The sequence below is a fragment of the Janthinobacterium sp. LPB2021202312-11-4 genome (genome assembly GCF_037049705.1).
Taxonomy (GTDB): domain Bacteria; phylum Pseudomonadota; class Gammaproteobacteria; order Pseudomonadales; family Pseudomonadaceae; genus Aquipseudomonas.
Genome location: NZ_JBAGKV010000016.1, coordinates 18,443 through 43,748 on the forward strand (window position 1 = coordinate 18,443; position 25,306 = coordinate 43,748).

The following is a 25,306-nucleotide window of genomic DNA, read 5'->3' on the forward strand; positions in this document are numbered from 1 at the left end:
CTCAGGCAGGAAAATTAATCTTCCTTGCCCTTGTTCCGCACCGCGCGCTGCAACTCGCGACCGGCGTCGCGTTCGCGCTCGGTATCACGCTTGTCGTATTCCTTCTTGCCCTTGCCCAGCGCGATCTCGCACTTGACCATGTGCTTGCTCCAGTACCAGGACAGGCACACGCAGGCATAGCCTTTTTGCTGAACCGCAGTGGCGAGCTTTTCCAGCTCGCGGCGGTTGAGCAGCAACTTTCGGGTGCGGGTCGGATCAGCGATGACGTGCGTGCTGGCGGTCATCAGTGGCGTGATATGACTGCCGAGCAGCCAGGCTTCGCCATCCTTGAGCAGCACATAGCTGTCAACCAACTGCAGCTTGCTTGCCCGCAGACTTTTTACTTCCCAGCCGGCCAGGACCAGACCAGCCTCGAACTTGTGTTCGATGAAGTAATCGTGTCGCGCCTTTTTATTCTGCGCGATGGTCCCTGTTGGGTGTTTCTTCTGTTTAGCCATAGGGGCGGCATTATAGGGAGTTGCACGCGAGTCGGCTACGGTATCGCTACGTGCTTGAGCAGGTTGATTGAATCCCGGACAATGCGGCCTCTTTTTTGAACGCTTGGGCGTGATAACGATGTCGACAGACAAGGTTTCTGTCCACGGCAGTTGGGCTAGCCGCTGGGTCTTCATACTCGCCGCGACCGGTTCGGCCGTGGGGCTGGGTAGCATCTGGAAATTCCCGTACATGGTCGGCGTCTATGGCGGCGGTGCGTTCGTGCTGATGTTTTTGGCCTGCATCGCGCTGATCGGTGTGCCGGTCATGCTGGCTGAAACCCTGATTGGCCGCCGCGCCCGGCAAAGTCCGGCCAACGCCTTGAAGGTGTTGGCGATCGAGGCGGGGCATTCGGGCAAGTGGTCCTGGGGCGCATTCGCCGGGATGATCACGGCGTTGCTGATCCTGTCTTTCTATAGTGTGGTCGGCGGTTGGTCGCTGGATTACATCATTGATATGGGGCGTGGCGACTTCCAGGGTGTGACACCGGACCAGGTTGGTGCTTATTTCGGCAATGTGATCGCCGACCCGTGGCGCCTGACACTTTGGCACACGATTTTTATGCTGCTGTCCGCTGTGGTGATCGCTAAAGGCGTAGTCGCCGGGCTTGAACGCAGCCTGCGGATCATGATGCCGCTGCTGTTCGTGATGATTCTGGTGCTGCTGGGTTACAGCATGACCACCGGCCACTTCATGGAAGGCGTGCATTTCATGTTCGACTTCCACCCGGAAAAAGTCCTCGACGGCTTGCTGCCGGCGATGGGGCATGCGTTCTTCTCCCTGAGCGTGGGCGTGGGGTCGATCATGATTTACGGCGCTTACATGCCGAAGAACTCGTCGATTTCCGGCACCGTGGTCGGCGTGGCGTTGCTCGATACCTTTGTTTCGCTGGTCGCCGGCCTGGCATTGTTTCCGATTGTGTTCGCCGCTGGCCTGAACCCGAGCGAAGGCCCTGGCCTGATGTTCGTCAGCCTTCCATTTGCCTTCGGTAACGTAGCGTTCGGCCAGTTGATGGGCGTAGTGTTCTTTGTGCTGGTCGCGGTTGCAGCCTGGAGTTCGGCGATTTCGCTGCTCGAGCCTATGGTGGCTTACCTGGTCGAACGCACAAAAATCAGCCGCGCGTGGGTGACATTCTGGCTGGCATTTACCTGCTGGTTCGTCGGCCTGGGCACGGTGTTCTCCTTCAATATCTGGAAGGAAGCCAAATTTTTCGTGAACGAAGGCGGGATGTTCCATCTCTACCAATGGGGCGCGGCCGGTGGCCTGGACTTCTTTGGGGTGATCGACTTCTTCACCTCGCGGATCATGTTGCCACTCGGTGGTTTGTGTTTCGTGGTGTTTGCAGGCTGGATCATGGGCCGTGAAGCGGTGCGCGACGAGTTGTCGATCCGCAGTCCCGTGTTGTTCGGCCTGTCCCTGTTCTTGATGCGCTATGTGGCGCCCATCGGCATTCTTGTAGTGTTTGCCGCCCAGCTGTGGAAGTGACGCTGACATGACGACCCATATTCAACGTTCGGCCCTGCTGCCGTATCCGGCGCAAGCCCTCTATGACCTGGTCAACGACGTGGCGCGTTATCCGGAATTCCTGCCGTGGTGCTCGGCGGCCGAAGTCCTGGACAGCTCCCCTGAGCACATGCGCGCCAGCGTTGGTGTGGCGAAGGGGGGCTTGAGTCAGCATTTTGTGACCCGTAATACGCTGGTGCCCGGGCATTCGATTGAGATGAATCTAGAAGAAGGCCCGTTCAATCAGTTGCACGGCGTCTGGGTGTTCAAGCCATTGGGCGAGAAGGCGTGCAAGATCAGCCTGGATCTGTCGTTCGATTACGCCGGGCCGATCGTGCGTGCGACCCTGGGGCCGTTGTTTAATCATGCGGCGAACACGCTGGTGGACGCATTTTGCCAGCGCGCCAAGCAGATGCATGGTTGAGTCGATGATCGAGGTTGAGGTGGTGTATGCCGCCGAGGATCGTCAGGTGCTGTTGGCGGTGTCTGTGCCGGTGGGGTCGATGGTTCGGGCTATGCTGCTCAAGTCCGGCATCGGTGCCGAGTTTCCTGGGTTGGATCTGACCAGTTGCCCGGTTGGGATCTTCGGCAAGGTGATCGCTGATCCGGACTCTTATGAGGTTCGGGCGGGTGATCGAATCGAGATTTACCGCCCGCTGCTCGCTGATCCGAAAGAGGTCCGTCGCTTGCGCGCCGCCAAGGCTGCCGAGGCCAAGGCGAGAAATCAGTGATTTGATAATCACCAGACAATAAAAAACCCGGGCATGCCGGGTTTTTTATTGCGTCGCAAATTATTGCGGCGTGGTGTCCAGAGGTGCTGGCGTCGGGACTGGAACGGTTTCTACGCCGTCGACGTCCTTCTGAATCTGGTCCAGCAACGAACCTGGTTTCACCGGTTTTTCCGGTTTTGGCTTCTCGGTGTTTGCTGCAGGAGCGGTCACAGGAGTGCCGGGTTCCTTGCCGAGAATGGCTTCGTCGCGGCTTACGCCAGGCATAAAATCGCCCGACAAGCTGACAAGCTGGTCATTAGGGTTGAAGATAACGCTTATGCGTTCCTGTTGGCGTTCACCACCACCCGGTTGCAGGCTATACAGGTAATCCCAGCGATCGGCATGGAACGTGTCGGTCAGCAGAGGGTTGCCCATGATAAACCGTACTTGCCGACGGGTCATTCCCGGGCGTAACTGGTCTATCATGTCCTGCGTGACGACATTGCCCTGCTGGATGTCGATTTTGTAAACCCCGGGGAATGAACAACCGGCGAGTGCGAGCAGTCCCACGAAGGTGAAACTGGTTAGCAAGAGCTTGGTGTTTTGCATCGGTGGGCGACTTCCACTATCTTGGCTGGGACAACGTAAACGCCGATCATACCCGCATTAAGAGAAGCTGCGAAGCAGCATCGCGAGAAAGCTGACCATGGTTGAAAATAGCGAACTACGCAAAGCCGGCCTCAAAGTGACCCTGCCACGGGTCAAAATTCTGCAAATGCTCGATTCCGCCGAGCAACGCCACATGAGTGCCGAGGATGTTTACAAGGCGCTGATGGAGGCTGGTGAGGACGTCGGTCTGGCCACGGTTTACCGTGTACTGACTCAGTTCGAGGCAGCTGGCCTTGTGGTGCGACACAACTTCGACGGCGGTCATGCTGTCTTCGAACTGGACGATGGCAAGCATCACGACCATATGGTCAACGTCGAAACCAGTGAAGTGATCGAATTCTTCGACGAAGAAATCGAGCGTCTTCAGAAGGCAATCGTCGATAAGTACGGCTTCGAGATGGTGGATCACAATCTCGTGCTGTACGTACGCAAGAAAAAGTAAGCATGTCGCGCGAACATTAATGTTCGCGAAACGAGCGAAGGCGACCCCAGGGTCGCCTTCGTGCTTTCTGCCAAGCTTAAATTTTTGCGGTGATGACCATTTTCTTCGCGTGAGCCAGGGACTCCTTCGTCAGATCGATGCCCCCCAGCATTCGGGCGACTTCTTCGACGCGATCATTCTTGCTCAGCTTGGACACGGCCGTGTGGGTCGCATCCTCGCCGCGCACCTTGTGCACAAACAGATGCTGGTGACCTTGCGCTGCCACTTGCGGCAAGTGAGTGACCGTCAGTACTTGCCCGCGCTCACCGAGTCGGCGCAGCAACTGACCTACGATTTCGGCTGTCGGGCCGCCGATACCCACGTCTACTTCGTCGAATACCAGGGTTGGCACCCGGGAAGTTTGTGCAGTGATGACCTGAATCGCCAGGCTGATGCGTGAAAGTTCACCCCCCGACGCTACTTTCGCCAATGCCTTCATCGGTTGCCCGGGATTGGCGCTGACCAGTAGTTCTACCTGTTCAAGCCCATTGGGCAGCAATTCATTGCTGCTGTTGGGGCGTAGTTCGATGGTGAAGCGCCCGCCGGGCATGCCCAGACGCTGGATTTCCTGCTCCACGGCGCTGGCCAGGCTGCCTGAGGCCTGATGGCGCAGGTCGCTGAGGTCGCGCGCCTTCTCTTGATAATGACGAGCGTAGGACGCCAGTTCATCGCTCAGGCGTTCGATGGATTCGTCGTTGGCGTTCAGGGTTTCGATTTCATCCAGCAACTTTTGCTGCATTTCAGCGACTTCGGTTGGCTGAATGCGGTGTTTGCGTGCCAGGGTGTAGATCGCATCGAGGCGTTCTTCCAGGTATTGCAGGCGCGCCGGGTCGGCGTCGAAGTTGTCGAGGAAGCGGTTGAGTTCGCCGACGGCTTCTTCCACTTGAATCTGCGCGCTGGTCAGCAGGCTGCTCGCTTCGCCCAGGGCGCCTATCGAGTTGTTGACGCTCGACAAGCGATTGAGGCTGGCGGTCAGCGCGTTCAGCACATTGCCGGAGTCGCTTTCGCTGCATTGCTCGACCACTTGTCGGCAAATGCCCAGCAAGGTTTCGGCATTGGTCAGGTTCTTGTGTTCCTGCTCCAGTTGTTCCAGTTCGTTTTCGCCGAGGCCGAGGTTTTCCAGTTCTTCGAGCTGATAGCTCAGCAGTTGGTGGCGAGCACGTTGCTCGTCGCCGGAGTTGGACAGGCGCTCCAATTCCTGGCGGGTCTGGCGCCAGCGCTGGGCCGCCAATTGCACCTGGCGGGCAAGGTCGGTCGCGCCGGCGTATTCATCCAGCAGGTGGCGGTGGGTGTCGGTCTTGAGCAGGGATTGGTGTTCGTGCTGGCTGTGGATGTCGATCAGCAGCTCGCCCAGGGACTTGAGGTCGCCGAGGGGGCAGGGCGTGCCATTGATATAGCCACGTGAACGACCTTCGGCGGTGATCACCCGGCGCAAGATGCACGGGCCGTCGCTTTCGAGGTCGCGTTCGGCCAGCCACGCGCTGGCTTCCGGGATGTCGACCAGGTCAAAAGTCGCCAGGATGTCGGCCTTGTCGGCGCCGGGGCGGACAACGCCGCTGTCGGCGCGATCGCCCAGGGTCAGGCCCAGGGCGTCGAGCATGATCGACTTGCCGGCGCCGGTTTCCCCTGTGATCACGCTCATCCCGCGATCGAGCTCGAGATCGAGATGTTCAACGATGGCGTAGTTGTGTACGGACAGGTGCACCAGCATAAAGGCCGCTCCCAGGCTTTAGGTCTGGTTATTTATACAGTGTTTTATTTGCGGCTGACAATGCCCTGCGTTAGCTCGATTTGCTTGGTCCGACGAAATCGTTAGCGCATCAGGGAATGACAATGCAGCTCTTTTTGTAGGGTTAATCGCGGCAAACCCCTTGAAGCTGAATTTTGCGGCCCCATATAGCTGGGCAGAAGCGCGAGTTGAGCTCGCGGACGATATTGAAAGGAGAAATCTATGGCTGACGAACAGACAGTGGATACGCAAAATCTAGACGCCGAGGCTTCGGGTGAAGACTTGGCGGCTCGTGTACAAGTGCTCGAAGAGCAACTGGCAGGTGCGCAGGATCAGGCTTTGCGTGTAGCGGCTGATCTGCAGAACGTCCGCCGTCGCGCCGAGCAGGATGTTGAAAAGGCTCACAAGTTTGCGCTGGAAAAATTCGCTGGCGACCTGCTGCCGATCATCGACAGCCTGGAGCGTGGCCTGGAGTTGTCCAACCCGGACGACGAAAGCATCCGCCCAATGCGCGAAGGCATCGAGCTGACCCTGAAAATGTTCCAGGACACCCTGAAGCGTTATCAGCTGGAAGCGATCGATCCGCATGGCGAACCGTTCAACGCCGTTCATCACCAGGCGATGGCCATGCAAGAAAGCGCCGATGTCGAGCCGAACAGCGTGCTCAAGGTGTTTCAGAAGGGCTATCAGCTCAACGGTCGCTTGCTGCGCCCGGCCATGGTTGTGGTCAGCAAGGCTCCAGCGCCGGTTTCGCCTTCGATTGATGAGCAGGCTTGAAATTAGCCGCAAGGCCCCCATTTAGAAGTCAAGCGTTTAAGTGCTACCGCAGTTAGCCACCACTGCTGCGGCAACCAAATCCAAAGTTTCGGGAGAGTTAACATGGGCAAAATTATCGGTATCGACCTGGGGACCACCAACTCCTGCGTCTCCGTGCTGGAAAACGGCGTAGCCAAAGTTATTGAAAACGCTGAAGGCACCCGTACTACTCCGTCGATCGTGGCTTACGCCAACGACGGTGAAATCCTGGTTGGCCAGTCGGCCAAGCGTCAGGCTGTGACCAATCCGCACAACACCCTGTACGCGGTGAAGCGTCTGATCGGTCGTAAGTTCGACGAAGAAGTCGTACAGAAAGACATCAAGATGGTCCCGTACAAAATCGCCAAGGCTGACAATGGCGACGCTTGGGTTGAAGTGAACGGCCAGAAAATGTCGCCGCCACAGATCTCGGCTGAAATCCTGAAGAAAATGAAGAAGACCGCCGAAGACTACCTCGGCGAGCCAGTGACCGAAGCGGTGATTACCGTTCCGGCCTACTTCAACGACAGCCAGCGTCAGGCGACCAAAGACGCCGGCCGCATCGCGGGCCTGGACGTTAAACGTATCATCAACGAACCAACCGCGGCCGCTCTGGCTTACGGCATGGACAAGGCGAAAGGCGATCACACCGTGATCGTTTACGACCTGGGTGGCGGTACTTTCGACGTTTCCGTGATCGAAATCGCTGAAGTCGATGGCGAGCACCAGTTCGAAGTTCTGGCCACCAACGGTGACACGTTCCTGGGCGGTGAAGACTTTGACATTCGTCTGATCGACTACCTCGTTGACGAATTCAAGAAAGAAAGCGGCATGAACCTTAAGGGTGACCCGCTGGCCATGCAGCGCCTGAAAGAAGCCGCTGAAAAAGCCAAGATCGAACTGTCTTCGAGCAATTCGACCGACGTGAACCTGCCGTACATCACTGCAGACGCCACCGGTCCTAAGCACTTGAACGTGAAAATCTCCCGCGCCAAGCTTGAAGCGCTGGTTGAAGACCTGGTTCAACGCACCATCGAACCATGCCGCATCGCTCTGAAAGACTCCGGTATCGACGTTGGCGCGATCAACGACGTGATCCTGGTTGGCGGTCAGACCCGTATGCCACTGGTTCAGAAGCTGGTGACCGAGTTCTTCGGTAAAGAAGCACGTAAAGACGTGAACCCGGACGAAGCAGTTGCGATGGGCGCTGCTATTCAGGGCGCAGTATTGGCCGGCGACGTGAAAGACGTTCTGCTGCTGGACGTTAGCCCGCTGACCCTGGGTATCGAAACCATGGGCGGCGTGATGACCGCGCTGATCGAGAAAAACACCACGATTCCTACCAAGAAATCGCAAGTGTTCTCGACTGCCGACGACAACCAGGGCGCCGTGACCATTCACGTGCTGCAAGGTGAGCGTAAGCAAGCGGCTCAGAACAAGTCCCTGGGCAAGTTCGACCTGGCCGAGATTCCACCAGCACCACGTGGCGTGCCACAAATCGAAGTGACCTTCGACATCGACGCTAACGGCATTCTGCACGTAGGCGCCAAGGACAAGGCTACTGGCAAGACTCAGTCGATCGTGATCAAGGCCAACTCCGGTCTGTCCGAGGAAGAGATTCAGCAGATGATTCGCGATGCTGAAACCAACGCCGACGCAGATCGTCAGTTCGAAGAACTGGCCGCTGCCCGTAACCAGGGCGATGCACTGGTTCACTCGACGCGCAAAATGATCGCTGATGCTGGCGATAAAGTGACCGCTAAAGAGAAGACTGCAATCGAAGCTGCTGTTGTTGCCCTGGAAGCCGCCGTCAAAGGCGACGACAAGGCTGCAATCGACGCCAAGGTTGAAGAGCTGTCGAAAGTCTCCGCGCCAGTGGCTCAGAAAATGTACGCCGAGCAGGCTCAGCCCGCTGAAGGCGCTGCACCGCACGACGAAAAAGCCGAAAAAGCTGACGACGTTGTCGATGCTGAGTTCGAAGAAGTCAAAGACCACAAGTAAGTTGTTGGTCGGCCGGTTGACTGCCTTTAGGCGGTGACTGGTAGGATGTCGCCGCGCGGGAGCTTGCTCCCGCGTTGGCGTGTCTGGAGTAAGCGAATTTTTACAGCATGCGACAACGCTCGCGTGTTGGTGGTATGGCCGGGAATGCTCCTGCTTTTCGAGCCGCAAGTACCGCAATGAATCAAAGACCAGGATCGTTGAATTGACGTGAGTTGGGTCCGGGCCTGTATTGGGGCTCAACGAGTTTGGCAGAGCTCAGGAGGGGTTTGCCGGACGTCCTTAAGAGTGCAAAGACTTATGGCAAAGCGTGACTATTACGAAGTGTTGGGTGTTGAGCGCGGCTCAAGCGAAGCGGACCTGAAAAAGGCCTACCGTCGCCTGGCGATGAAGCACCACCCGGACCGTAATCCTGACGACAAAGCGTCGGAAGAGATGTTCAAAGAGGCCAACGAGGCCTACGAAGTACTGTCCGATTCCAGCAAGCGCGCGGCATACGACCAGTACGGTCATGCCGGTGTCGACCCGAGCATGGGTGGCGGCGGTGCCGGGTTTGGCGGTCAGAACTTCTCCGACATCTTTGGCGATGTCTTCAGTGACTTCTTCGGTGGCGGTCGCGGCGGTTCCCGTGGCGGCGCTCAGCGCGGCAGCGACTTGCGCTACACCCTGGAGCTGAACCTGGAAGAAGCGGTGCGCGGCACGACCGTGAATATCCGTGTTCCGACACTGGTCAACTGCAAGCCGTGCGACGGTTCGGGCGCCAAGAAAGGCTCTGCGCCGATCACTTGCCCAACCTGTGGCGGTATCGGTCAGGTCCGCATGCAGCAAGGTTTCTTCTCGGTGCAGCAAACTTGTCCGCGCTGCCATGGCCAAGGCAAGATCATTTCCGACCCGTGCGATTCCTGCCACGGCGAAGGTCGTGTCGAAGAATACAAAACCCTTTCCGTCAAAGTGCCGGCCGGTGTTGATACCGGTGATCGCATTCGCCTGTCCGGCGAAGGCGAGGCGGGCGCTCAGGGCGGCCCGACCGGCGACCTGTACGTTGTGATCAATGTGCGCGAGCACGCGATCTTCCAGCGCGACGGCAAGCACCTGTTCTGCGAAGTGCCAATCAGCTTCGTCGATGCGGCGTTGGGCGGCGAGCTGGAGATTCCGACCCTCGACGGTCGGGTCAAACTGAAAATCCCGGAAGGGACTCAGACCGGCAAGCAGTTCCGCGTTCGCGGCAAAGGCGTTGCGCCGGTGCGTGGCGGCGGTGCTGGCGACTTGATGTGTCGTGTAGCGGTCGAAACCCCGGTCAACCTGGGTCGTCGTCAGCGCGAATTGCTGGAAGAGTTCCGCAGCTCCCTGGCGGACGACAACAGCCATTCGCCGAAAACCACCGGTTGGTTCGAAGGCGTGAAACGCTTCTTCGGCGATTTGTAAGGAGTCGGCATGCGACGTATAGCTGTGATGGGCGCTGCCGGGCGCATGGGCAAAATCCTGGTCGAGGCCGTGCAGCAGCGCGCGCCGCTGACCGGTCTGACGGCGGCCATCGTGCGTCCTGGCAGCACGCTGATTGGCGTGGATGCCGGTGAGCTGGCTTCGCTGGGTCGTATCGGCGTGCCGTTGTCCGGTCATGTGGAGTCGGTGGCGGAAGAGTTCGATGTGTTGATCGACTTCACGCTGCCGGAAGTCATGCTGAAAAACCTGGCGTTCTGCCGCAAGTCAGGCAAGGCCATGGTGATCGGTACGACCGGGCTGGATGCTGCGCAGAAGCAGTTGCTGGTTGAGGCGGGCAAGGATATTCCGATCGTGTTCGCGGCTAACTTCAGTGTGGGTGTGAATCTGTCGCTGAAGTTGCTGGATATGGCGGCACGTGTGCTGGGTGATGAGGCGGATATCGAAATCATCGAGGCGCACCATCGGCACAAGATCGATGCACCTTCAGGTACGGCCCTGCGCATGGGGGAGGTGATCGCCAGTGCGTTGGATCGTGATCTGCAGAAGGTCGCGGTCTATGGTCGTGAAGGTCATACCGGTGCCCGTGAGCGGGATACCATCGGCTTCGCGACTGTTCGCGGTGGTGATGTGGTTGGCGATCATACGGTGCTGTTCGCTTGCGAGGGCGAGCGCCTTGAGATCACGCACAAGGCATCCAGTCGCATGACCTTCGCCAAAGGCGCGGTGCGTGCTGCATTGTGGCTTGATGGGCGCGAGCCTGGCCTTTACGACATGCAAGACGTGCTCGATCTGCGTTAAGATGCGCCCCGAAATCGGGTTCAAACAGTGTTTTGAGCCCGGTTTTACACTGCCAAGCGACGTCCTGTCGCATTCCCCGGCCTTTAAGGCTCATTGGCGGTAGACCAAAAATGCCTTTTTCTGTAAGCTACAGCTTTAGTGTGTCCACTAAAAGCGCGCAGAATAATTCAGTGAAGAAGCGGGGTGACGTGTCCATACGTCACTCCGCTTTTTTACAACCTGCGATCGCCCTTTCAGGCTTTATTTACGGGAGGTCTTCTTGACTAAGCCAGCCATACTCGCCCTTGCTGATGGCAGCATTTTTCGCGGCGAAGCCATTGGAGCCGACGGTCAAACCGTTGGTGAGGTGGTGTTCAACACCGCCATGACCGGCTATCAGGAAATCCTTACCGATCCTTCCTACGCCCAACAGATCGTTACCCTGACTTACCCGCACATCGGCAACACCGGCACCACGCCGGAAGATGCCGAGTCCGACCGTGTCTGGTCCGCTGGCCTGGTCATCCGTGACCTGCCACTGGTTGCGAGCAACTGGCGTAACACGATGTCCCTGTCCGACTACCTGAAAGCCAACAACGTTGTGGCGATCGCGGGTATCGACACCCGACGCCTGACGCGCCTCCTGCGTGAGAAAGGCGCGCAGAACGGCTGCATCATGGCCGGCGATAACATCTCCGAAGAAGCGGCCATCGCTGCTGCCCAAGGCTTCCCTGGCCTCAAAGGCATGGACCTGGCGAAAGTCGTCAGCACCAAAGAGAAGTACGAGTGGCGCTCGACTGTCTGGGACTTGAAAACCGACAGCCACGCGACCATCGACGCCTCCGAGCTGCCGTACCACGTGGTTGCCTACGACTACGGCGTCAAGTTGAACATCTTGCGCATGCTGGTCGAGCGCGGTTGCCGTGTGACCGTAGTGCCGGCTCAGACTCCGGCCGCTGACGTTCTGGCCATGAAGCCGGACGGCGTGTTCCTGTCCAACGGCCCGGGTGACCCGGAGCCTTGCGACTACGCGATCCAGGCGATCAAGGACGTGCTGGAAACCGAGATTCCGGTATTCGGCATCTGCCTCGGTCACCAACTGCTGGCTCTGGCTTCCGGCGCCAAGACCCTGAAAATGGGTCACGGCCACCACGGTGCCAACCACCCGGTCCAGGATCTGGACACCGGCGTTGTGATGATCACCAGCCAGAACCACGGTTTTGCGGTAGACGAAGCGACCCTGCCAGCCAACGTCCGGGCGATCCACAAATCGCTGTTCGACGGCACCCTGCAAGGGATCGAGCGTACCGACAAGAGCGCCTTCAGCTTCCAGGGTCACCCTGAAGCCAGCCCTGGCCCGAACGACGTAGCGCCTCTGTTCGATCGCTTCATCAACGAAATGGCCAAGCGACGCTAATCGCTGGCACTGATGCAGCAAAGCTTGAGGGTGGTCCCGAGACCGGCGGCCCCCTCAAGGCTTCACAGATTGAACAAGACGGCTTGCCGACTGACCTGCGGATTTGAGTGACAAACCCATGCCAAAACGTACAGACATAAAAAGCATCCTGATTCTCGGCGCTGGCCCGATCGTTATCGGCCAGGCCTGTGAATTCGACTACTCCGGCGCCCAGGCCTGCAAAGCCCTGCGCGAAGAGGGTTACCGCGTCATCCTGGTGAACTCCAACCCAGCGACCATCATGACCGACCCGGACATGGCCGACGCCACGTACATCGAGCCGATCAAATGGCAGACCGTTGCCAAGATCATCGAGAAAGAGCGTCCGGACGCGTTGCTGCCAACCATGGGCGGCCAGACCGCTCTGAACTGCGCACTGGACCTGGAACGCGAAGGCGTTCTGGAGAAGTTCGGCGTAGAGATGATCGGCGCCAACGCTGACACCATCGACAAGGCCGAAGACCGTTCGCGCTTCGACAAGGCGATGAAATCCATCGGCCTGGACTGCCCGCGTTCGGGTATTGCCCACAGCATGGAAGAGGCCAACACGGTCCTCGAGAAGCTCGGCTTCCCGTGCATCATCCGTCCGTCCTTCACAATGGGCGGCACCGGCGGCGGTATCGCTTACAACCGTGAAGAGTTCGAAGAAATCTGCGCCCGTGGTCTGGACCTGTCGCCGACCAAAGAGCTGCTGATCGACGAATCCCTGATCGGCTGGAAAGAATACGAGATGGAGGTTGTCCGCGATAAGAAGGACAACTGCATCATCGTCTGCTCCATCGAAAACTTTGACCCGATGGGCGTGCACACCGGTGACTCGATCACTGTTGCGCCAGCACAGACCCTGACGGACAAGGAATACCAGATCATGCGTAACGCCTCTTTGGCGGTACTGCGTGAGATCGGCGTGGAAACCGGCGGCTCCAACGTCCAGTTCGGCATCTGCCCGGACACTGGCCGTATGGTTGTCATCGAGATGAATCCACGGGTATCCCGTTCCTCGGCCCTGGCCTCGAAAGCCACCGGTTTCCCGATTGCGCGTATTGCTGCGAAGTTGGCGATCGGCTACACCCTGGACGAATTGCAGAACGAAATCACTGGCGGCGCCACTCCTGCGTCCTTCGAGCCGTCCATCGACTACGTCGTGACCAAGCTGCCACGCTTCGCCTTCGAAAAATTCCCGAAAGCCGATGCGCGCCTGACCACGCAAATGAAGTCGGTCGGTGAAGTCATGGCCATCGGCCGGACTTTCCAGGAATCCCTGCAAAAAGCCCTTCGCGGTCTGGAAGTGGGCGTTTGCGGCTTGGACGAGAAGCTCGACCTGAGCAACCCGGAAAGCATGAGCGTGCTCAAGCGCGAACTGACCGTGCCGGGCGCCGAGCGTATCTGGTACGTGGCTGACGCCTTCCGCGCCGGCCTGTCGGTCGAAGACATCTTCGGCATGAACATGATCGACCCGTGGTTCCTGGTGCAGATCGAAGATCTGATCAAGGAAGAAGAGAAGGTCAAGACCCTGGGTCTGGCCAGCATCGACAAAGACATGATGTTCCGCCTCAAGCGCAAAGGCTTCTCCGACATGCGTCTGGCCAAGCTGCTGGGCGTGACCGAGAAAAACCTGCGTCGCCACCGTCACAAGCTGGAAATCTTCCCGGTCTACAAGCGCGTTGATACCTGCGCGGCCGAGTTCGCTACCGACACCGCTTACCTCTACTCGACGTACGAGGAAGAGTGCGAAGCCGCGCCGTCGGGCCGCGACAAGATCATGATCCTGGGCGGCGGTCCTAACCGTATCGGCCAAGGCATCGAGTTCGACTACTGCTGCGTACACGCGGCACTGGCCCTGCGCGCCGACGGTTACGAGACCATCATGGTCAACTGCAACCCGGAAACCGTGTCCACTGACTACGACACCTCGGATCGCCTGTACTTCGAACCAGTGACCCTGGAAGACGTGCTGGAAATCTGCCGGGTCGAGAAGCCAAAAGGCGTGATCGTCCAGTACGGCGGCCAAACCCCGCTGAAACTGGCTCGCGCCCTGGAAGAAGCCGGCGTGCCGATCATTGGCACCAGCCCTGACGCCATCGACCGTGCTGAAGACCGTGAGCGCTTCCAGCAAATGGTTGAGCGCCTGAACCTGCGTCAGCCGCCTAACGCCACCGTGCGCAGCGAAGACGAAGCGATCCGTGCCGCCGCCAAGATCGGTTACCCGCTGGTGGTTCGTCCGTCCTACGTACTGGGCGGCCGCGCGATGGAAATCGTTTACGAAGAAGAAGAGCTCAAGCGCTACCTGCGTGACGCGGTGAAAGTGTCCAACGACAGCCCGGTGCTGCTCGACCACTTCCTCAACTGCGCCATCGAAATGGACGTGGATGCGGTTTGCGACGGCACCGACGTGGTGATCGGCGCGATCATGCAACACATCGAGCAGGCAGGCGTTCACTCCGGTGACTCCGCGTGCTCCCTGCCGCCGTACTCGCTGCCTGGGCACATCCAGGACGAGATGCGCGAACAGGTCAAGAAAATGGCCCTGGAACTGGGCGTTGTCGGTCTGATGAACGTTCAGTTGGCGCTGCAAGGCGAAGACATCTACGTCATCGAAGTCAACCCGCGCGCTTCCCGTACCGTACCGTTCGTGTCCAAGTGCATCGGTGTTTCCCTGGCCATGATCGCGGCTCGCGTGATGGCGGGTAAAACCTTGAAAGAAATTGGTTTCACCAAAGAAATCATTCCGAACTTCTACAGCGTGAAAGAGGCGGTGTTCCCATTCGCCAAATTCCCTGGCGTGGACCCGATCCTGGGCCCGGAGATGAAGTCCACCGGTGAAGTGATGGGCGTGGGCGACACCTTCGGCGAAGCCTTCGCCAAGGCCCAGATGGGCGCTAGTGAAGTGCTGCCGACCGGCGGTACTGCGTTCATCAGCGTGCGTGACGACGATAAGCCACTGGTTGCAGGCGTGGCCCGTGATCTGATCAACTTGGGCTTCGAAGTGGTCGCCACCGCCGGTACTGCCAAGCTGATCGAAGCCGCAGGCCTGAAAGTGCGTCGTGTGAACAAGGTGACCGAAGGTCGTCCGCACGTGGTCGACATGATCAAGAATGACGAAGTCACCCTGATCATCAACACCACCGAGGGCCGTCAGTCGATCGCTGATTCCTACTCCATTCGTCGTAATGCCTTGCAGCACAAGATCTACTGCACCACGACCATTGCTGCTGGCGAAGCTATCTGCGAAGCGCTGAAGTTCGGTCCCGAGAAGACCGTGCGCCGCTTGCAGGACCTACACGCAGGATTGAAGGCATGATCAAATACCCAATGACCGTCCAGGGCGCCAAAGCCCTGGAAGAAGAACACGCTCACTTGACCAAGGTCGTCCGTCCGAAGCTCAGCCAGGACATCGGTACGGCCCGCGAGTTGGGTGACCTGAAGGAAAACGCCGAATACCACGCTGCCCGCGAGCAGCAGGGCATGGTCGAGGCGCGGATTCGTGACATTGAAGGCCGCATGCAGAACGCGGTGATCATCGATGTCACGACCATTCCTCACAACGGCAAAGTGATTTTCGGCACCACCGTTGAAATCGCCAACGTCGAGACCGACGAAACCGTCACTTATCACATCGTGGGTGAGGACGAGGCTGACTTCAAACTGGGCAAGATTTCGGTGGGTTCGCCACTGGCTCGCGCCTTGATCGCCAAGGAAGAAGGTGATGTGGTCGCGGTCAAAACGCCTAGCGGCGTTATCGAGTACGAGATTGTCGAAGTCCGCCACATCTGAAAGAAGGCGCCCGCTCCGTGCGGGCGCCATGCTTTGGCAACTGACTCAGATGTTGTGGGTGGGTGGCCTGTGGTTGTTGCATATCGGTCTGCTGCCGGCGTTGGGCAAAATTGGCCTGGCGCCGCTGCTGATCGACGAAATTGAAGGCATGCTGGATGCGCTGATGGTGGGATTCGCCACGGCGTGTGTGATTTTTCAGGCTTTGGTGCTGGTTCAGGCCGATGGCCTTGCCAGTCTATGGCGGGATATTCGCGGGCAACTGCTGCTGATGGCGCTGTATGCGTGCGCGATGTATTTCGTGGTGCGCTTCGGTTGGCCGGATGCGGTTCGCTGGGAAACGTTCAGCTATCTTGTCTTGGGCTTTTCCGGGCTGCTGCTGGTGTTGCAGCCGTTGCCAGGAGGGAGTGGCAGGGTGCGCGAAGCACACCCTTGACCCTTGCCATCACTTGAAGCGATGGACGTTCGACAGCTGCTTGTTGACGCTGAAGTTCTTGCGGTAAATCAGTGCCATCTTGCCGATGACCTGAACCAGGTCCGCTTTGCCGACCTTGCACAGTTCTGCAATGTTCGCCAGGCGAGACTCGCGATCGAGGATGTTGAGCTTGATTTTAATCAGCTCGTGATCCGCCAGCGCGCGTTCAAGTTCGGCTAACACACCTTCAGTCAAACCGTTGTCAGCCACAGTCAAAACTGGTTTCAGATGGTGGCCAATGGATTTGTACTGTTTCTTCTGCTCTTGAGTGAGCGGCATAATCTGACCCCTGTGTCTGATCTTGTAAAAAGCGGCGGCCAGTTTACCCGAGCGAGTCCGGGACCGCCCAGTTAATCACGACCCGTTTTATTTTCGAGGTGGCCCGTGGCCCGTTCCAAGACAAGCCTTAAGTGGCTGCAAAGACATGTCAATGATCCCTATGTGAAACAGGCGCAGAAGGACGGTTACCGCTCGCGTGCGAGTTACAAGCTTCTGGAAGTCCAGGAGAAGTACAAACTGATCCGTCCTGGTATGAGTGTTGTCGACCTGGGCGCGGCGCCCGGCGGCTGGTCGCAGGTCACTAGTCGGCTGATCGGTGGTCAGGGGCGTCTGATCGCCTCGGACATCCTGGAAATGGACAGCATTCCGGATGTGACTTTCATTCAGGGTGACTTCACCCGGGACGACGTGCTCGCTCAAATCCTTGAGGCCGTTGGTAATTCGCAGGTGGACCTTGTGATTTCCGATATGGCCCCCAATATGAGTGGTACGCCTGAGGTGGACATGCCGAAAGCCATGTTTCTATGTGAGCTGGCTCTTGATCTTGCGGCTCGGATACTCAAGCCGGGTGGTAATTTCGTGATCAAGGTGTTTCAGGGTGAAGGGTTTGATGCTTACGTGAAGGACGCTCGTCAGAAATTCGACAAGGTCCAGATGATCAAGCCGGACTCTTCCCGTGGCAGTTCCCGCGAGCAATACATGCTGGCTTGGGGCTACCGCGGCCGTAGTGAGTAAATCGAGGTTTTTTGGCGGGTCGATAGGTTTTTCGCATTTCGCCCCGTGAGCATTAGCGAATATTGTGTAGAAAGTGTTTCACAAAGGGTTACAGACGGCGCCTGCCAGAGCCGTAGGTAATGTAGTAAGTTAGGCCGGTGAATATCATGCGAAGCGCGCGCCAGTAGCGGAGCTTGCTTCAGAGGGTAGTTAATTGAACGATATGGCAAAGAATCTGATCCTGTGGTTGATCATCGCGGCTGTCCTTGTGACGGTGATGAACAACTTCTCCAGCCCTAACGAGCCGCAGACCCTTAACTATTCCGACTTCATCCAGCAGGTCAAGGATGGCAAGGTCGAGCGCGTAGCCGTGGATGGCTATGTGATTACCGGCAAGCGCAATGATGGCGACAGCTTCAAGACCATTCGTCCGGCGATCCAGGACAATGGTCTGATCGGCGACCTGGTGGATAACCACGTGGTAGTCGAAGGTAAGCAGCCTGAACAGCAAAGCATCTGGACCCAACTTCTGGTCGCAAGCTTTCCGATCCTGGTGATCATCGCCGTATTCATGTTCTTCATGCGGCAGATGCAGGGTGGTGGCGGCGGTAAGGGTGGGCCGATGAGCTTCGGCAAGAGCAAGGCACGCCTGCTCTCCGAAGATCAGGTGAAAACTACTTTGGGTGACGTTGCCGGTTGCGACGAAGCCAAGGAAGAAGTTGGTGAACTGGTCGAGTTTCTGCGCGATCCGGGCAAGTTCCAGCGTCTGGGCGGCCGCATTCCTCGCGGCGTGCTGATGGTCGGCCCTCCGGGTACCGGTAAAACCTTGCTCGCCAAGGCGATTGCTGGCGAAGCCAAGGTGCCGTTCTTCACCATCTCCGGTTCCGATTTTGTCGAAATGTTCGTTGGTGTCGGTGCCAGCCGTGTTCGCGATATGTTCGAACAGGCCAAGAAGCATGCGCCATGCATCATCTTCATCGATGAAATCGACGCCGTCGGTCGCCACCGTGGCGCCGGCATGGGCGGCGGTCACGACGAGCGCGAGCAGACTCTCAACCAGTTGCTGGTGGAGATGGATGGCTTCGAAATGAATGACGGCATCATCGTCATCGCCGCCACCAACCGTCCTGACGTACTGGACCCTGCGTTGCTGCGTCCGGGCCGTTTCGACCGTCAGGTTGTGGTCGGTTTGCCGGACATCCGTGGTCGTGAACAGATTCTCAAGGTCCACATGCGCAAAGTGCCAATGGGTGACGACGTCGCTCCGGCCGTGATCGCACGTGGTACGCCTGGTTTCTCCGGTGCCGACCTGGCCAACCTGGTGAACGAAGCGTCGCTGTTCGCTGCCCGTACCGGCAAGCGCATCGTCGAGATGAAAGAGTTCGAATTGGCCAAAGACAAGATCATGATGGGCGCCGAGCGCAAATCGATGGTCATGTCCGAGAAAGAGAAGCAGAACACGGCTTATCACGAGGCTGGCCACGCTATCGTCGGTCGTGTCGTGCCTGAGCATGATCCGGTTTACAAGGTGTCGATTATCCCGCGCGGTCGTGCGCTGGGTGTGACCATGTTCCTGCCGGAAGAGGATCGTTACAGCCTGTCCAAGCGTGCGCTGATCAGCCAGATCTGCTCGCTGTACGGTGGCCGTATCGCTGAAGAGATGACCTTGGGTTTCGATGGTGTCACTACTGGTGCTTCCAACGACATCATGCGTGCCAGCCAGATCGCACGGAACATGGTGACCAAGTGGGGTCTTTCGGAAAAGCTCGGTCCTTTGATGTATGCCGAAGAAGAGGGCGAAGTGTTCCTCGGTCGTGGCGGCGGCGGTCAGAGTGCTAGCTTCTCCGGTGAGACGGCCAAGCTGATCGATTCGGAAGTACGCAGCATCATTGACCAGTGCTACGGCACGGCCAAGCAGATCCTCACGGATAATCGAGACAAGCTCGACGCCATGGCTGATGCCCTGATGAAGTACGAGACGATCGACGCTGATCAGATCGACGACATCATGGCGGGTCGTACGCCTCGCGAGCCTCGGGACTGGTCGGGTGGCGGTGCTGGCTCTTCCGGAACACCTCCGGTAGCGCAGGACCCGCGTCCAGAAACACCGATCGGCGGTCCGGCTGCTGACGTTTAAGGTTTGAAATGACTTCTGTTCAGTCCCTGACCCGGTTGCCTTGCGGCAACCGGGTTCTTGATTTGGCCCAGACGCATGTCATGGGTATTCTCAATGTCACTCCCGACTCCTTTTCCGATGGTGGCCGCTATAGCCAGCTCGATGCAGCCTTGCGCCACGCCGAAGCAATGGTGGCGGCCGGCGCGACGCTGATTGATGTCGGTGGCGAATCGACCCGACCTGGCGCCAGGGCGGTTTCGCCGCTGGAAGAGCTGGAGCGTGTTGCGCCGATCGTCGAGCGCATCAATCGTGAACTGGATGTGATTATCTCGGTCGATACCTCCACGCCAGCCGTCATGCGCGAAACCGCGCGGCTGGGGGCGGGGTTGATCAATGATGTGCGTTCGTTGCGACGTGATGGCGCCCTGGATGCAGCAGCAGCCACTGGTCTTCCTGTGTGCCTGATGCACATGCTCGGTGAGCCTGGCGACATGCAGGACAATCCGCAGTATCAGGACGTGACGAAAGAGGTCGGCGAGTTTCTTGCCGAGCGAATGGCGCAATGTGCTTTGGTGGGAATTCCGGCAGAACGGATCATCCTTGATCCAGGCTTCGGCTTCGCGAAAACGTTGCCGCACAATCTAAGCTTGTTCAAACATATGGAAGTCCTTCATGCCTTGGGGCGGCCCCTGTTGGTCGGGGTTTCGCGAAAAAGCATGATTGGGCAGGCGTTGAATCGCCCGGTTGGAGAGCGCCTTTATGGCGGTCTGGCGCTTGCAGTGCTGGCTTCGATCAAGGGGGCGCGTATATTGCGCGTCCATGATGTGGCCGAAACTGTCGATGTGGTCCGGATGATCGCCGCAGTAGAATCAGCCGAATAAGAATGATGGAGCACTTATGACTAGAAAATACTTTGGTACCGATGGGATTCGTGGCCGCGTCGGTCAGTATCCGATCACTCCGGACTTCATGCTCAAGCTTGGCTGGGCGGCCGGCATGGCCTTTCGCAAGATGGGAGCCTGCAAGGTACTGGTAGGCAAGGACACGCGTATCTCCGGGTACATGTTCGAATCGGCGCTGGAAGCCGGGCTTACCTCCGCAGGGGCTGACGTGATGCTGTTGGGGCCTATGCCAACTCCGGCTATCGCCTATCTCACGCGCACGTTCCACGCCGAAGCTGGCATCGTGATCAGCGCTTCGCACAATCCTCACGATGACAACGGCATCAAGTTTTTCTCCGGTAAGGGCACCAAGCTTCCGGATGAAGTCGAGTTGATGATCGAAGAGTTGCTCGATACTCCGATGACTGTGGTCGAGTCGAGCAAGATTGGCAAAGTGTCGCGCATCAACGATGCTTCGGGTCGTTACATTGAGTTTTGCAAAAGCAGCGTCCCGACCGGCACCAGTTTCACCGGGCTGAAAATCGTGATCGACTGTGCCCATGGCGCTGTCTACAAAGTTGCGCCCAGCGTATTTCGTGAATTGGGTGCCGAAGTCGTTGTGCTTTCCGCTCAGCCGAACGGGCTGAACATCAATGACAATTGTGGTTCGACCCATATGGGTCAGCTGCAAGCTGCTGTATTGGCCGAGCACGCCGATTTGGGCATTGCCTTTGACGGTGATGGTGATCGGGTTCTGATGGTCGATCACACCGGCGCTATCGTCGACGGTGATGAACTGCTGTTCATCATTGCGCGCGATTTGCATGAGCGTGACAAGTTGCAGGGCGGCGTAGTCGGGACCTTGATGAGTAACCTGGGGCTGGAACTCGCCCTGGCGGATCTGTCGATTCCTTTTGTGCGCGCCAATGTTGGCGACCGTTATGTGATTGCTGATCTGCTGGAGCGCAACTGGCTGGTGGGTGGCGAGAATTCCGGGCATATCGTTTGCTTCAATCACACCACGACCGGTGATGCGATTATCGCTGCGTTGCAGGTGTTGATGGCGCTAAGGCGTCGTTCCGAAGGTCTGGCTCAGGCTCGCCAGGCGCTGCGCAAATGTCCGCAGGTGCTGATCAATGTCCGTTTCGGTGGTGGTGCGAGCCCGCTCGATCACCCGTCCGTCAAGGAAGCCAGTGAGCGTGTCACCCAAGCGATGGCGGGGCGTGGGCGCGTGTTGTTGCGCAAGTCCGGGACAGAGCCGCTGGTGCGTGTCATGGTCGAAGGCGAGGACGAAACACAGGTTCGCGGCTACGCCGAAGAGCTGGCAAAACTGGTTACTGAAGTTTCTGCCTGAATTCGGCTTGCCAGCCATGATTGTGTTGGGTAACATCTGCGCCCACTTTGACCGACGAGGTACAGCATGCGTCGCCCTATGGTAGCTGGTAACTGGAAGATGCACGGTACCCGCGCCAGCGTCGCTGAGCTGATCAACGGCCTTCGTCATCTGGCCTTGCCGAGCGGTGTTGATGTCGCGGTATTCCCGCCTTGCTTGCATATCAATCAAGTGATTGATGGCTTGAAAGGAAAGTCGATTTTGGTCGGCGCGCAGAATTCTGCGGTGGAATCCATGCAAGGTGCATTGACTGGCGAAGTTGCACCAAGTCAGTTGGTGGATGCAGGGTGTTCCCTGGTACTTGTCGGGCACTCCGAGCGCCGCCAGATCATGGGCGAGCGAGACGGTATGCTGAATCGCAAGTTCGCAGCGGCACAGGCATGTGGCTTGATTCCGGTGTTGTGCATAGGGGAAACCCTTGAGCAGCGCGAAGCCGGGAAAACTCTTGAGGTTGTCGGGCGTCAGCTGGGCAGCATCATCGAGGAGCTGGGTGTCGGTGCTTTTGCAAATGCAGTAATCGCTTACGAGCCGGTCTGGGCCATTGGCACCGGGCTGACTGCTTCGCCGCAACAGGCGCAGGATGTGCACGCAGCCATTCGCGCTCAGTTGGCGGCAGAGAATTCTGAGGTCGCACGAGGTGTGCGGCTTCTATACGGCGGCAGCGTGAAGGCGGCCAATGCGGTCGAACTGTTCGGCATGCCGGATATCGATGGGGGGCTCATTGGTGGAGCTTCCCTGAATGCAGATGAGTTCGGTGCGATTTGTCGCGCCGCGGGAAACTGAAAAAATGCTGGAAACAGTCGTAGTCGTTTTTCATCTGCTGGGTGCATTGGGCGTAGTTGCTCTGGTATTGCTGCAGCAGGGTAAGGGTGCGGACGCTGGCGCGTCTTTCGGAGCAGGTGCTTCAAATACTGTGTTCGGAAGCCAAGGTTCCTCTACCTTTCTTAGTAAGTTTACTGCTATACTTGCCGCCGGTTTCTTCATAACCAGCTTGGGGTTAGGTTACTTTGCTAAAGAGAAGGCTCACCAGCTGACTCAAGTAGGTTTGCCAAACCCAGCAGTGTTGGAAGTTCCAAAGCAAAAACCGGCTTCTGATGATGTACCGGTGCTTCAAGAGCAAAAGTCGGCTACTCCAGCGACTGACGTGCCTCCAGCTCAAGAGCAAAAGTAAGAAGGGTTTCAAACGTAGTATTGCCGAGGTGGTGGAATTGGTAGACACGCAACCTTGAGGTGGTTGTGCCCATAGGGTGTAGGGGTTCGAGTCCCCTTCTCGGTACCAATTATCAGGAGAGCCCGCTGTTGCGGGCTTTCTTGTAGGTGGAAGGTTACATTGACCCTGTCAGGGATCGGTCGTATACTTCCGCCCCAGCTTTGTCGCGGGGTGGAGCAGTCTGGTAGCTCGTCGGGCTCATAACCCGAAGGTCGTCGGTTCAAATCCGGCCCCCGCAACCAGTTTAAGGAGCCCCTTTTAAGGGGCTTTTTGTTAGCTGGACACTTTCAACGCCGCTGTTCGACGGCGTTTCAAGGATGGGCGTTTCGCCCATTTTTTTATTTTGCATAGCATGCACATACATGCACGAGGGGGTTCAGGTGTCGAGCAAGCTAGAAGAGTTGCAGGCCTTGCTGGCCCCGGTGGTCGTGGCCCTAGGCTATGAATGCTGGGGTATTGAGTTTTCGGCTCAAGGTCGCCACTCAATGTTGCGCGTTTATATCGATAAAGAAGGCGGCGTGCTGGTGGACGATTGTGCCATCGTCAGCCGCCAGATCAGCGGTGTCCTGGATGTTGAAGATCCAATCGCCGTTGAGTACACCCTTGAAGTTTCCTCGCCTGGCATGGAACGCCCGCTGTTCACTATTGAGCAGTTTGCAAAATTTGCCGGTGAACAAGTGAAGATCAAGCTGCGCTCGCCTTTCGAAGGCCGACGCAACTTTCAGGGCCTTCTGCGCGGTGTAGAAGAGCAGGACGTCGTGGTGCAGGTAGAAGACCATGAGTTCCTGTTGCCGATCGATATGATCGACAAGGCCAACATTATTCCCAGTTTTGACTGAGACGCGGATCCCGCGGATCCAATGGCTTGCGAAAGGCGAGGCGTACGATGAGCAAAGAAGTACTGCTGGTTGTTGAGTCGGTATCCAATGAAAAGGGCGTACCGGCAAACGTAATTTTTGAAGCGCTGGAGCTGGCTCTGGCCACTGCTACCAAAAAACGTTTTGAGGATGAAGTCGATCTGCGTGTGGAAATCAACCGCCACACCGGTGCTTACGAGACATTCCGTCGCTGGACGGTCGTCGAAGAAGCCAATCTGGACGATCCGGCCATCGAAACCTGGCCGAGCAAGGTTGCAGAAACGCATCCGGGTGCTCAGGTCGGTGATGTAGTCGAAGAAAAGATTGAATCCATCGAGTTCGGCCGTATCGCTGCACAGACTGCCAAGCAAGTCATCGTGCAGAAAGTTCGCGAAGCCGAGCGCGCGCAAGTCGTTGACGCTTATCGCGAGCGCCTGGGTGAAATCATCTCCGGCACCGTGAAAAAAGTAACCCGCGACAACGTGATCGTTGATCTGGGCAATAACGCTGAAGCGTTGCTGGCCCGTGAAGACATCATTTCTCGCGAAACTTTCCGGGTTGGCGTGCGTCTGCGTGCGCTGCTCAAGGAAATCCGCACCGAGAACCGCGGCCCGCAGTTGATCCTGTCGCGTACCGCGCCGGAAATGCTGATTGAGTTGTTCCGCATCGAAGTGCCGGAAATCGCTGAAGGCCTGATCGAAGTAATGGCAGCGTCCCGTGATCCGGGTTCGCGCGCCAAGATCGCGGTCCGCTCCAAGGACAAACGCATCGACCCGCAAGGCGCTTGCATCGGTATGCGCGGTTCGCGCGTCCAGGCAGTGTCGGGTGAGTTGGGCGGTGAGCGTGTGGACATCGTCCTGTGGGACGATAACCCGGCTCAGTTCGTAATAAATGCAATGTCGCCGGCTGAAGTGGCGGCAATTATCGTTGACGAAGATGCCCATGCAATGGACATCGCCGTTGGCGCAGACAATCTGGCTCAGGCCATCGGTCGTGGTGGTCAGAACGTGCGTCTGGCTAGCCAGTTGACTGGCTGGACCCTGAACGTGATGACCGAATCGGACATCCAGGCTAAGCAGCAAGCAGAAACCGGCGACATCCTGCGCAACTTCATCGACGAGCTGGAAGTCGACGAAGACCTGGCGCAGGTGCTGGTAGATGAAGGCTTCACCAGCCTGGAAGAGATTGCCTACGTACCGTTGGAAGAAATGCTCAACATCGACGGCTTTGACGAAGAAACCGTCAACGAGCTTCGCGCTCGCGCCAAGGATCGTTTGTTGACCAAAGCCATCGCTACTGAGGAAAAGCTGGCAGACGCCCATCCGGCCGAAGACCTGCTCTCGCTTGAGGGTATGGACAAGGATTTGGCGATGGAACTGGCGGTGCGCGGCGTAATTACCCGCGAAGACCTGGCCGAGCAGTCTATTGACGACCTGCTCGACATCGACGGCATTGACGATGATCGTGCCGGCAAGTTGATCATGGCCGCCCGAGCCCACTGGTTCGAGTAATTAG

General features: G+C 57.8%; 24 protein-coding genes and 2 tRNA genes. 22 read left to right on the top strand and 4 right to left on the bottom strand.

Going from position 1 to position 25,306, the window contains the following annotated elements; genetic code table 11:
* Window positions 1–14: 14 nt before the first annotated feature.
* Window positions 15–629, bottom strand: a complete 615-nt coding sequence (gene smpB, locus V5E99_RS17725; protein WP_499803604.1) for an SsrA-binding protein SmpB — start codon at window positions 627–629, stop codon at window positions 15–17.
* Here smpB and V5E99_RS17730 point away from each other — a divergent pair.
* Genes V5E99_RS17730 through V5E99_RS17740 form a run of 3 tightly spaced genes read left to right on the top strand, consistent with a single transcriptional unit; the run spans window position 616 to window position 2,768 of the window.
* Window positions 616–2,019, top strand: coding sequence for a sodium-dependent transporter (locus V5E99_RS17730; RefSeq protein WP_499803605.1), 1,404 nt, complete (start codon window positions 616–618; stop codon window positions 2,017–2,019). The genes smpB and V5E99_RS17730 overlap by 14 nt on opposite strands.
* A 7-nt stretch (window positions 2,020–2,026) precedes the next feature.
* Window positions 2,027–2,461 (top strand): type II toxin-antitoxin system RatA family toxin, encoded by a 435-nt coding sequence (locus V5E99_RS17735; RefSeq protein WP_499803606.1) that lies wholly within the window; start codon window positions 2,027–2,029, stop codon window positions 2,459–2,461.
* 4 nt (window positions 2,462–2,465) lie between these two features.
* A complete protein-coding gene (locus V5E99_RS17740) occupies window positions 2,466–2,768 on the top strand; it encodes an RnfH family protein (RefSeq protein ID WP_499803607.1) in 303 nt (100 codons plus the stop codon).
* 60 nt (window positions 2,769–2,828) lie between these two features.
* On the opposite strand, the gene V5E99_RS17745 is transcribed toward V5E99_RS17740, so the two are convergent.
* A complete protein-coding gene (locus V5E99_RS17745) occupies window positions 2,829–3,356 on the bottom strand; it encodes an outer membrane protein assembly factor BamE (RefSeq protein WP_499803608.1) in 528 nt (175 codons plus the stop codon).
* A 97-nt stretch (window positions 3,357–3,453) separates the two neighbouring features.
* Here V5E99_RS17745 and fur point away from each other — a divergent pair, with 97 nt between their 5' ends.
* Complete coding sequence (gene fur, locus V5E99_RS17750) at window positions 3,454–3,858, top strand: ferric iron uptake transcriptional regulator (RefSeq protein WP_003197684.1); 405 nt, start codon at window positions 3,454–3,456, stop codon at window positions 3,856–3,858.
* A 76-nt stretch (window positions 3,859–3,934) separates the two neighbouring features.
* On the opposite strand, the gene recN is transcribed toward fur, so the two are convergent.
* Complete coding sequence (gene recN / locus V5E99_RS17755) at window positions 3,935–5,608, bottom strand: DNA repair protein RecN (RefSeq protein WP_499803609.1); 1,674 nt, start codon at window positions 5,606–5,608, stop codon at window positions 3,935–3,937.
* Window positions 5,609–5,848: 240 nt separating this feature from the next.
* On the opposite strand from recN, the gene grpE reads away from it, so the two are divergent.
* From grpE to V5E99_RS17795, 8 genes are all read left to right on the top strand, one after another.
* On the top strand, window positions 5,849–6,403 hold the full coding sequence (grpE, locus tag V5E99_RS17760) for a nucleotide exchange factor GrpE (protein WP_059403175.1): 555 nt from the start codon (window positions 5,849–5,851) through the stop codon (window positions 6,401–6,403).
* Between the two features lie 102 nt (window positions 6,404–6,505).
* Complete coding sequence (gene dnaK, locus V5E99_RS17765) at window positions 6,506–8,422, top strand: molecular chaperone DnaK (RefSeq protein ID WP_499803610.1); 1,917 nt, start codon at window positions 6,506–6,508, stop codon at window positions 8,420–8,422.
* A 297-nt stretch (window positions 8,423–8,719) separates the two neighbouring features.
* Complete coding sequence (gene dnaJ / locus V5E99_RS17770; RefSeq protein ID WP_201194330.1) at window positions 8,720–9,844, top strand: molecular chaperone DnaJ; 1,125 nt, start codon at window positions 8,720–8,722, stop codon at window positions 9,842–9,844.
* Window positions 9,845–9,853: 9 nt separating this feature from the next.
* Window positions 9,854–10,660 (top strand): 4-hydroxy-tetrahydrodipicolinate reductase, encoded by an 807-nt coding sequence (gene dapB, locus V5E99_RS17775; protein WP_499803611.1) that lies wholly within the window; start codon window positions 9,854–9,856, stop codon window positions 10,658–10,660.
* 259 nt (window positions 10,661–10,919) lie between these two features.
* The gene (carA, locus tag V5E99_RS17780) at window positions 10,920–12,056 is read left to right on the top strand and encodes a glutamine-hydrolyzing carbamoyl-phosphate synthase small subunit (RefSeq protein ID WP_499803612.1); all 1,137 of its coding nucleotides are present in this window, start codon (window positions 10,920–10,922) and stop codon (window positions 12,054–12,056) included.
* A 118-nt stretch (window positions 12,057–12,174) separates the two neighbouring features.
* Window positions 12,175–15,396, top strand: a complete 3,222-nt coding sequence (gene carB / locus V5E99_RS17785) for a carbamoyl-phosphate synthase large subunit (protein WP_499803613.1) — start codon at window positions 12,175–12,177, stop codon at window positions 15,394–15,396.
* The gene (greA, locus tag V5E99_RS17790; protein WP_499803614.1) at window positions 15,393–15,869 is read left to right on the top strand and encodes a transcription elongation factor GreA; all 477 of its coding nucleotides are present in this window, start codon (window positions 15,393–15,395) and stop codon (window positions 15,867–15,869) included. Before carB ends, greA begins: the two co-directional genes overlap by 4 nt.
* Window positions 15,870–15,897: 28 nt before the next feature.
* On the top strand, window positions 15,898–16,302 hold the full coding sequence (locus V5E99_RS17795; RefSeq protein WP_499803615.1) for a hypothetical protein: 405 nt from the start codon (window positions 15,898–15,900) through the stop codon (window positions 16,300–16,302).
* Window positions 16,303–16,311: 9 nt separating this feature from the next.
* Here the strand turns inward: V5E99_RS17795 and V5E99_RS17800 are convergent, their stop codons facing one another.
* A complete protein-coding gene (locus tag V5E99_RS17800; protein WP_008005472.1) occupies window positions 16,312–16,620 on the bottom strand; it encodes a YhbY family RNA-binding protein in 309 nt (102 codons plus the stop codon).
* Window positions 16,621–16,725: 105 nt separating this feature from the next.
* Here V5E99_RS17800 and rlmE point away from each other — a divergent pair, with 105 nt between their 5' ends.
* From rlmE to nusA, 10 genes are all read left to right on the top strand, one after another.
* On the top strand, window positions 16,726–17,355 hold the full coding sequence (gene rlmE / locus V5E99_RS17805; RefSeq protein WP_020299918.1) for a 23S rRNA (uridine(2552)-2'-O)-methyltransferase RlmE: 630 nt from the start codon (window positions 16,726–16,728) through the stop codon (window positions 17,353–17,355).
* A 202-nt stretch (window positions 17,356–17,557) separates the two neighbouring features.
* Complete coding sequence (ftsH, locus tag V5E99_RS17810) at window positions 17,558–19,471, top strand: ATP-dependent zinc metalloprotease FtsH (RefSeq protein ID WP_499803616.1); 1,914 nt, start codon at window positions 17,558–17,560, stop codon at window positions 19,469–19,471.
* A gap of 8 nt (window positions 19,472–19,479) precedes the next feature.
* Window positions 19,480–20,331, top strand: coding sequence for a dihydropteroate synthase (gene folP / locus V5E99_RS17815; RefSeq protein WP_499803617.1), 852 nt, complete (start codon window positions 19,480–19,482; stop codon window positions 20,329–20,331).
* A gap of 16 nt (window positions 20,332–20,347) precedes the next feature.
* Entirely contained in the window at window positions 20,348–21,685 is a 1,338-nt protein-coding gene (gene glmM, locus V5E99_RS17820; protein WP_499803618.1) for a phosphoglucosamine mutase, read from the top strand.
* A gap of 66 nt (window positions 21,686–21,751) precedes the next feature.
* Window positions 21,752–22,507: a triose-phosphate isomerase gene (gene tpiA / locus V5E99_RS17825; RefSeq protein ID WP_499803619.1), complete on the top strand. Its 756-nt coding sequence runs from the start codon at window positions 21,752–21,754 to the stop codon at window positions 22,505–22,507.
* Window positions 22,464–22,895, top strand: a complete 432-nt coding sequence (gene secG, locus V5E99_RS17830; protein ID WP_499803620.1) for a preprotein translocase subunit SecG — start codon at window positions 22,464–22,466, stop codon at window positions 22,893–22,895. The genes tpiA and secG overlap by 44 nt, the downstream gene beginning before the upstream one ends.
* 22 nt (window positions 22,896–22,917) lie before the next feature.
* Window positions 22,918–23,003: transfer RNA gene (locus tag V5E99_RS17835), tRNA-Leu, on the top strand.
* Window positions 23,004–23,099: 96 nt separating this feature from the next.
* Window positions 23,100–23,176: transfer RNA gene (locus V5E99_RS17840), tRNA-Met, on the top strand.
* 138 nt (window positions 23,177–23,314) lie between these two features.
* Window positions 23,315–23,773, top strand: a complete 459-nt coding sequence (rimP, locus tag V5E99_RS17845) for a ribosome maturation factor RimP (RefSeq protein WP_010463487.1) — start codon at window positions 23,315–23,317, stop codon at window positions 23,771–23,773.
* A gap of 47 nt (window positions 23,774–23,820) precedes the next feature.
* Complete coding sequence (gene nusA, locus V5E99_RS17850; protein WP_201194346.1) at window positions 23,821–25,302, top strand: transcription termination factor NusA; 1,482 nt, start codon at window positions 23,821–23,823, stop codon at window positions 25,300–25,302.
* Window positions 25,303–25,306 lie beyond the last annotated feature (4 nt).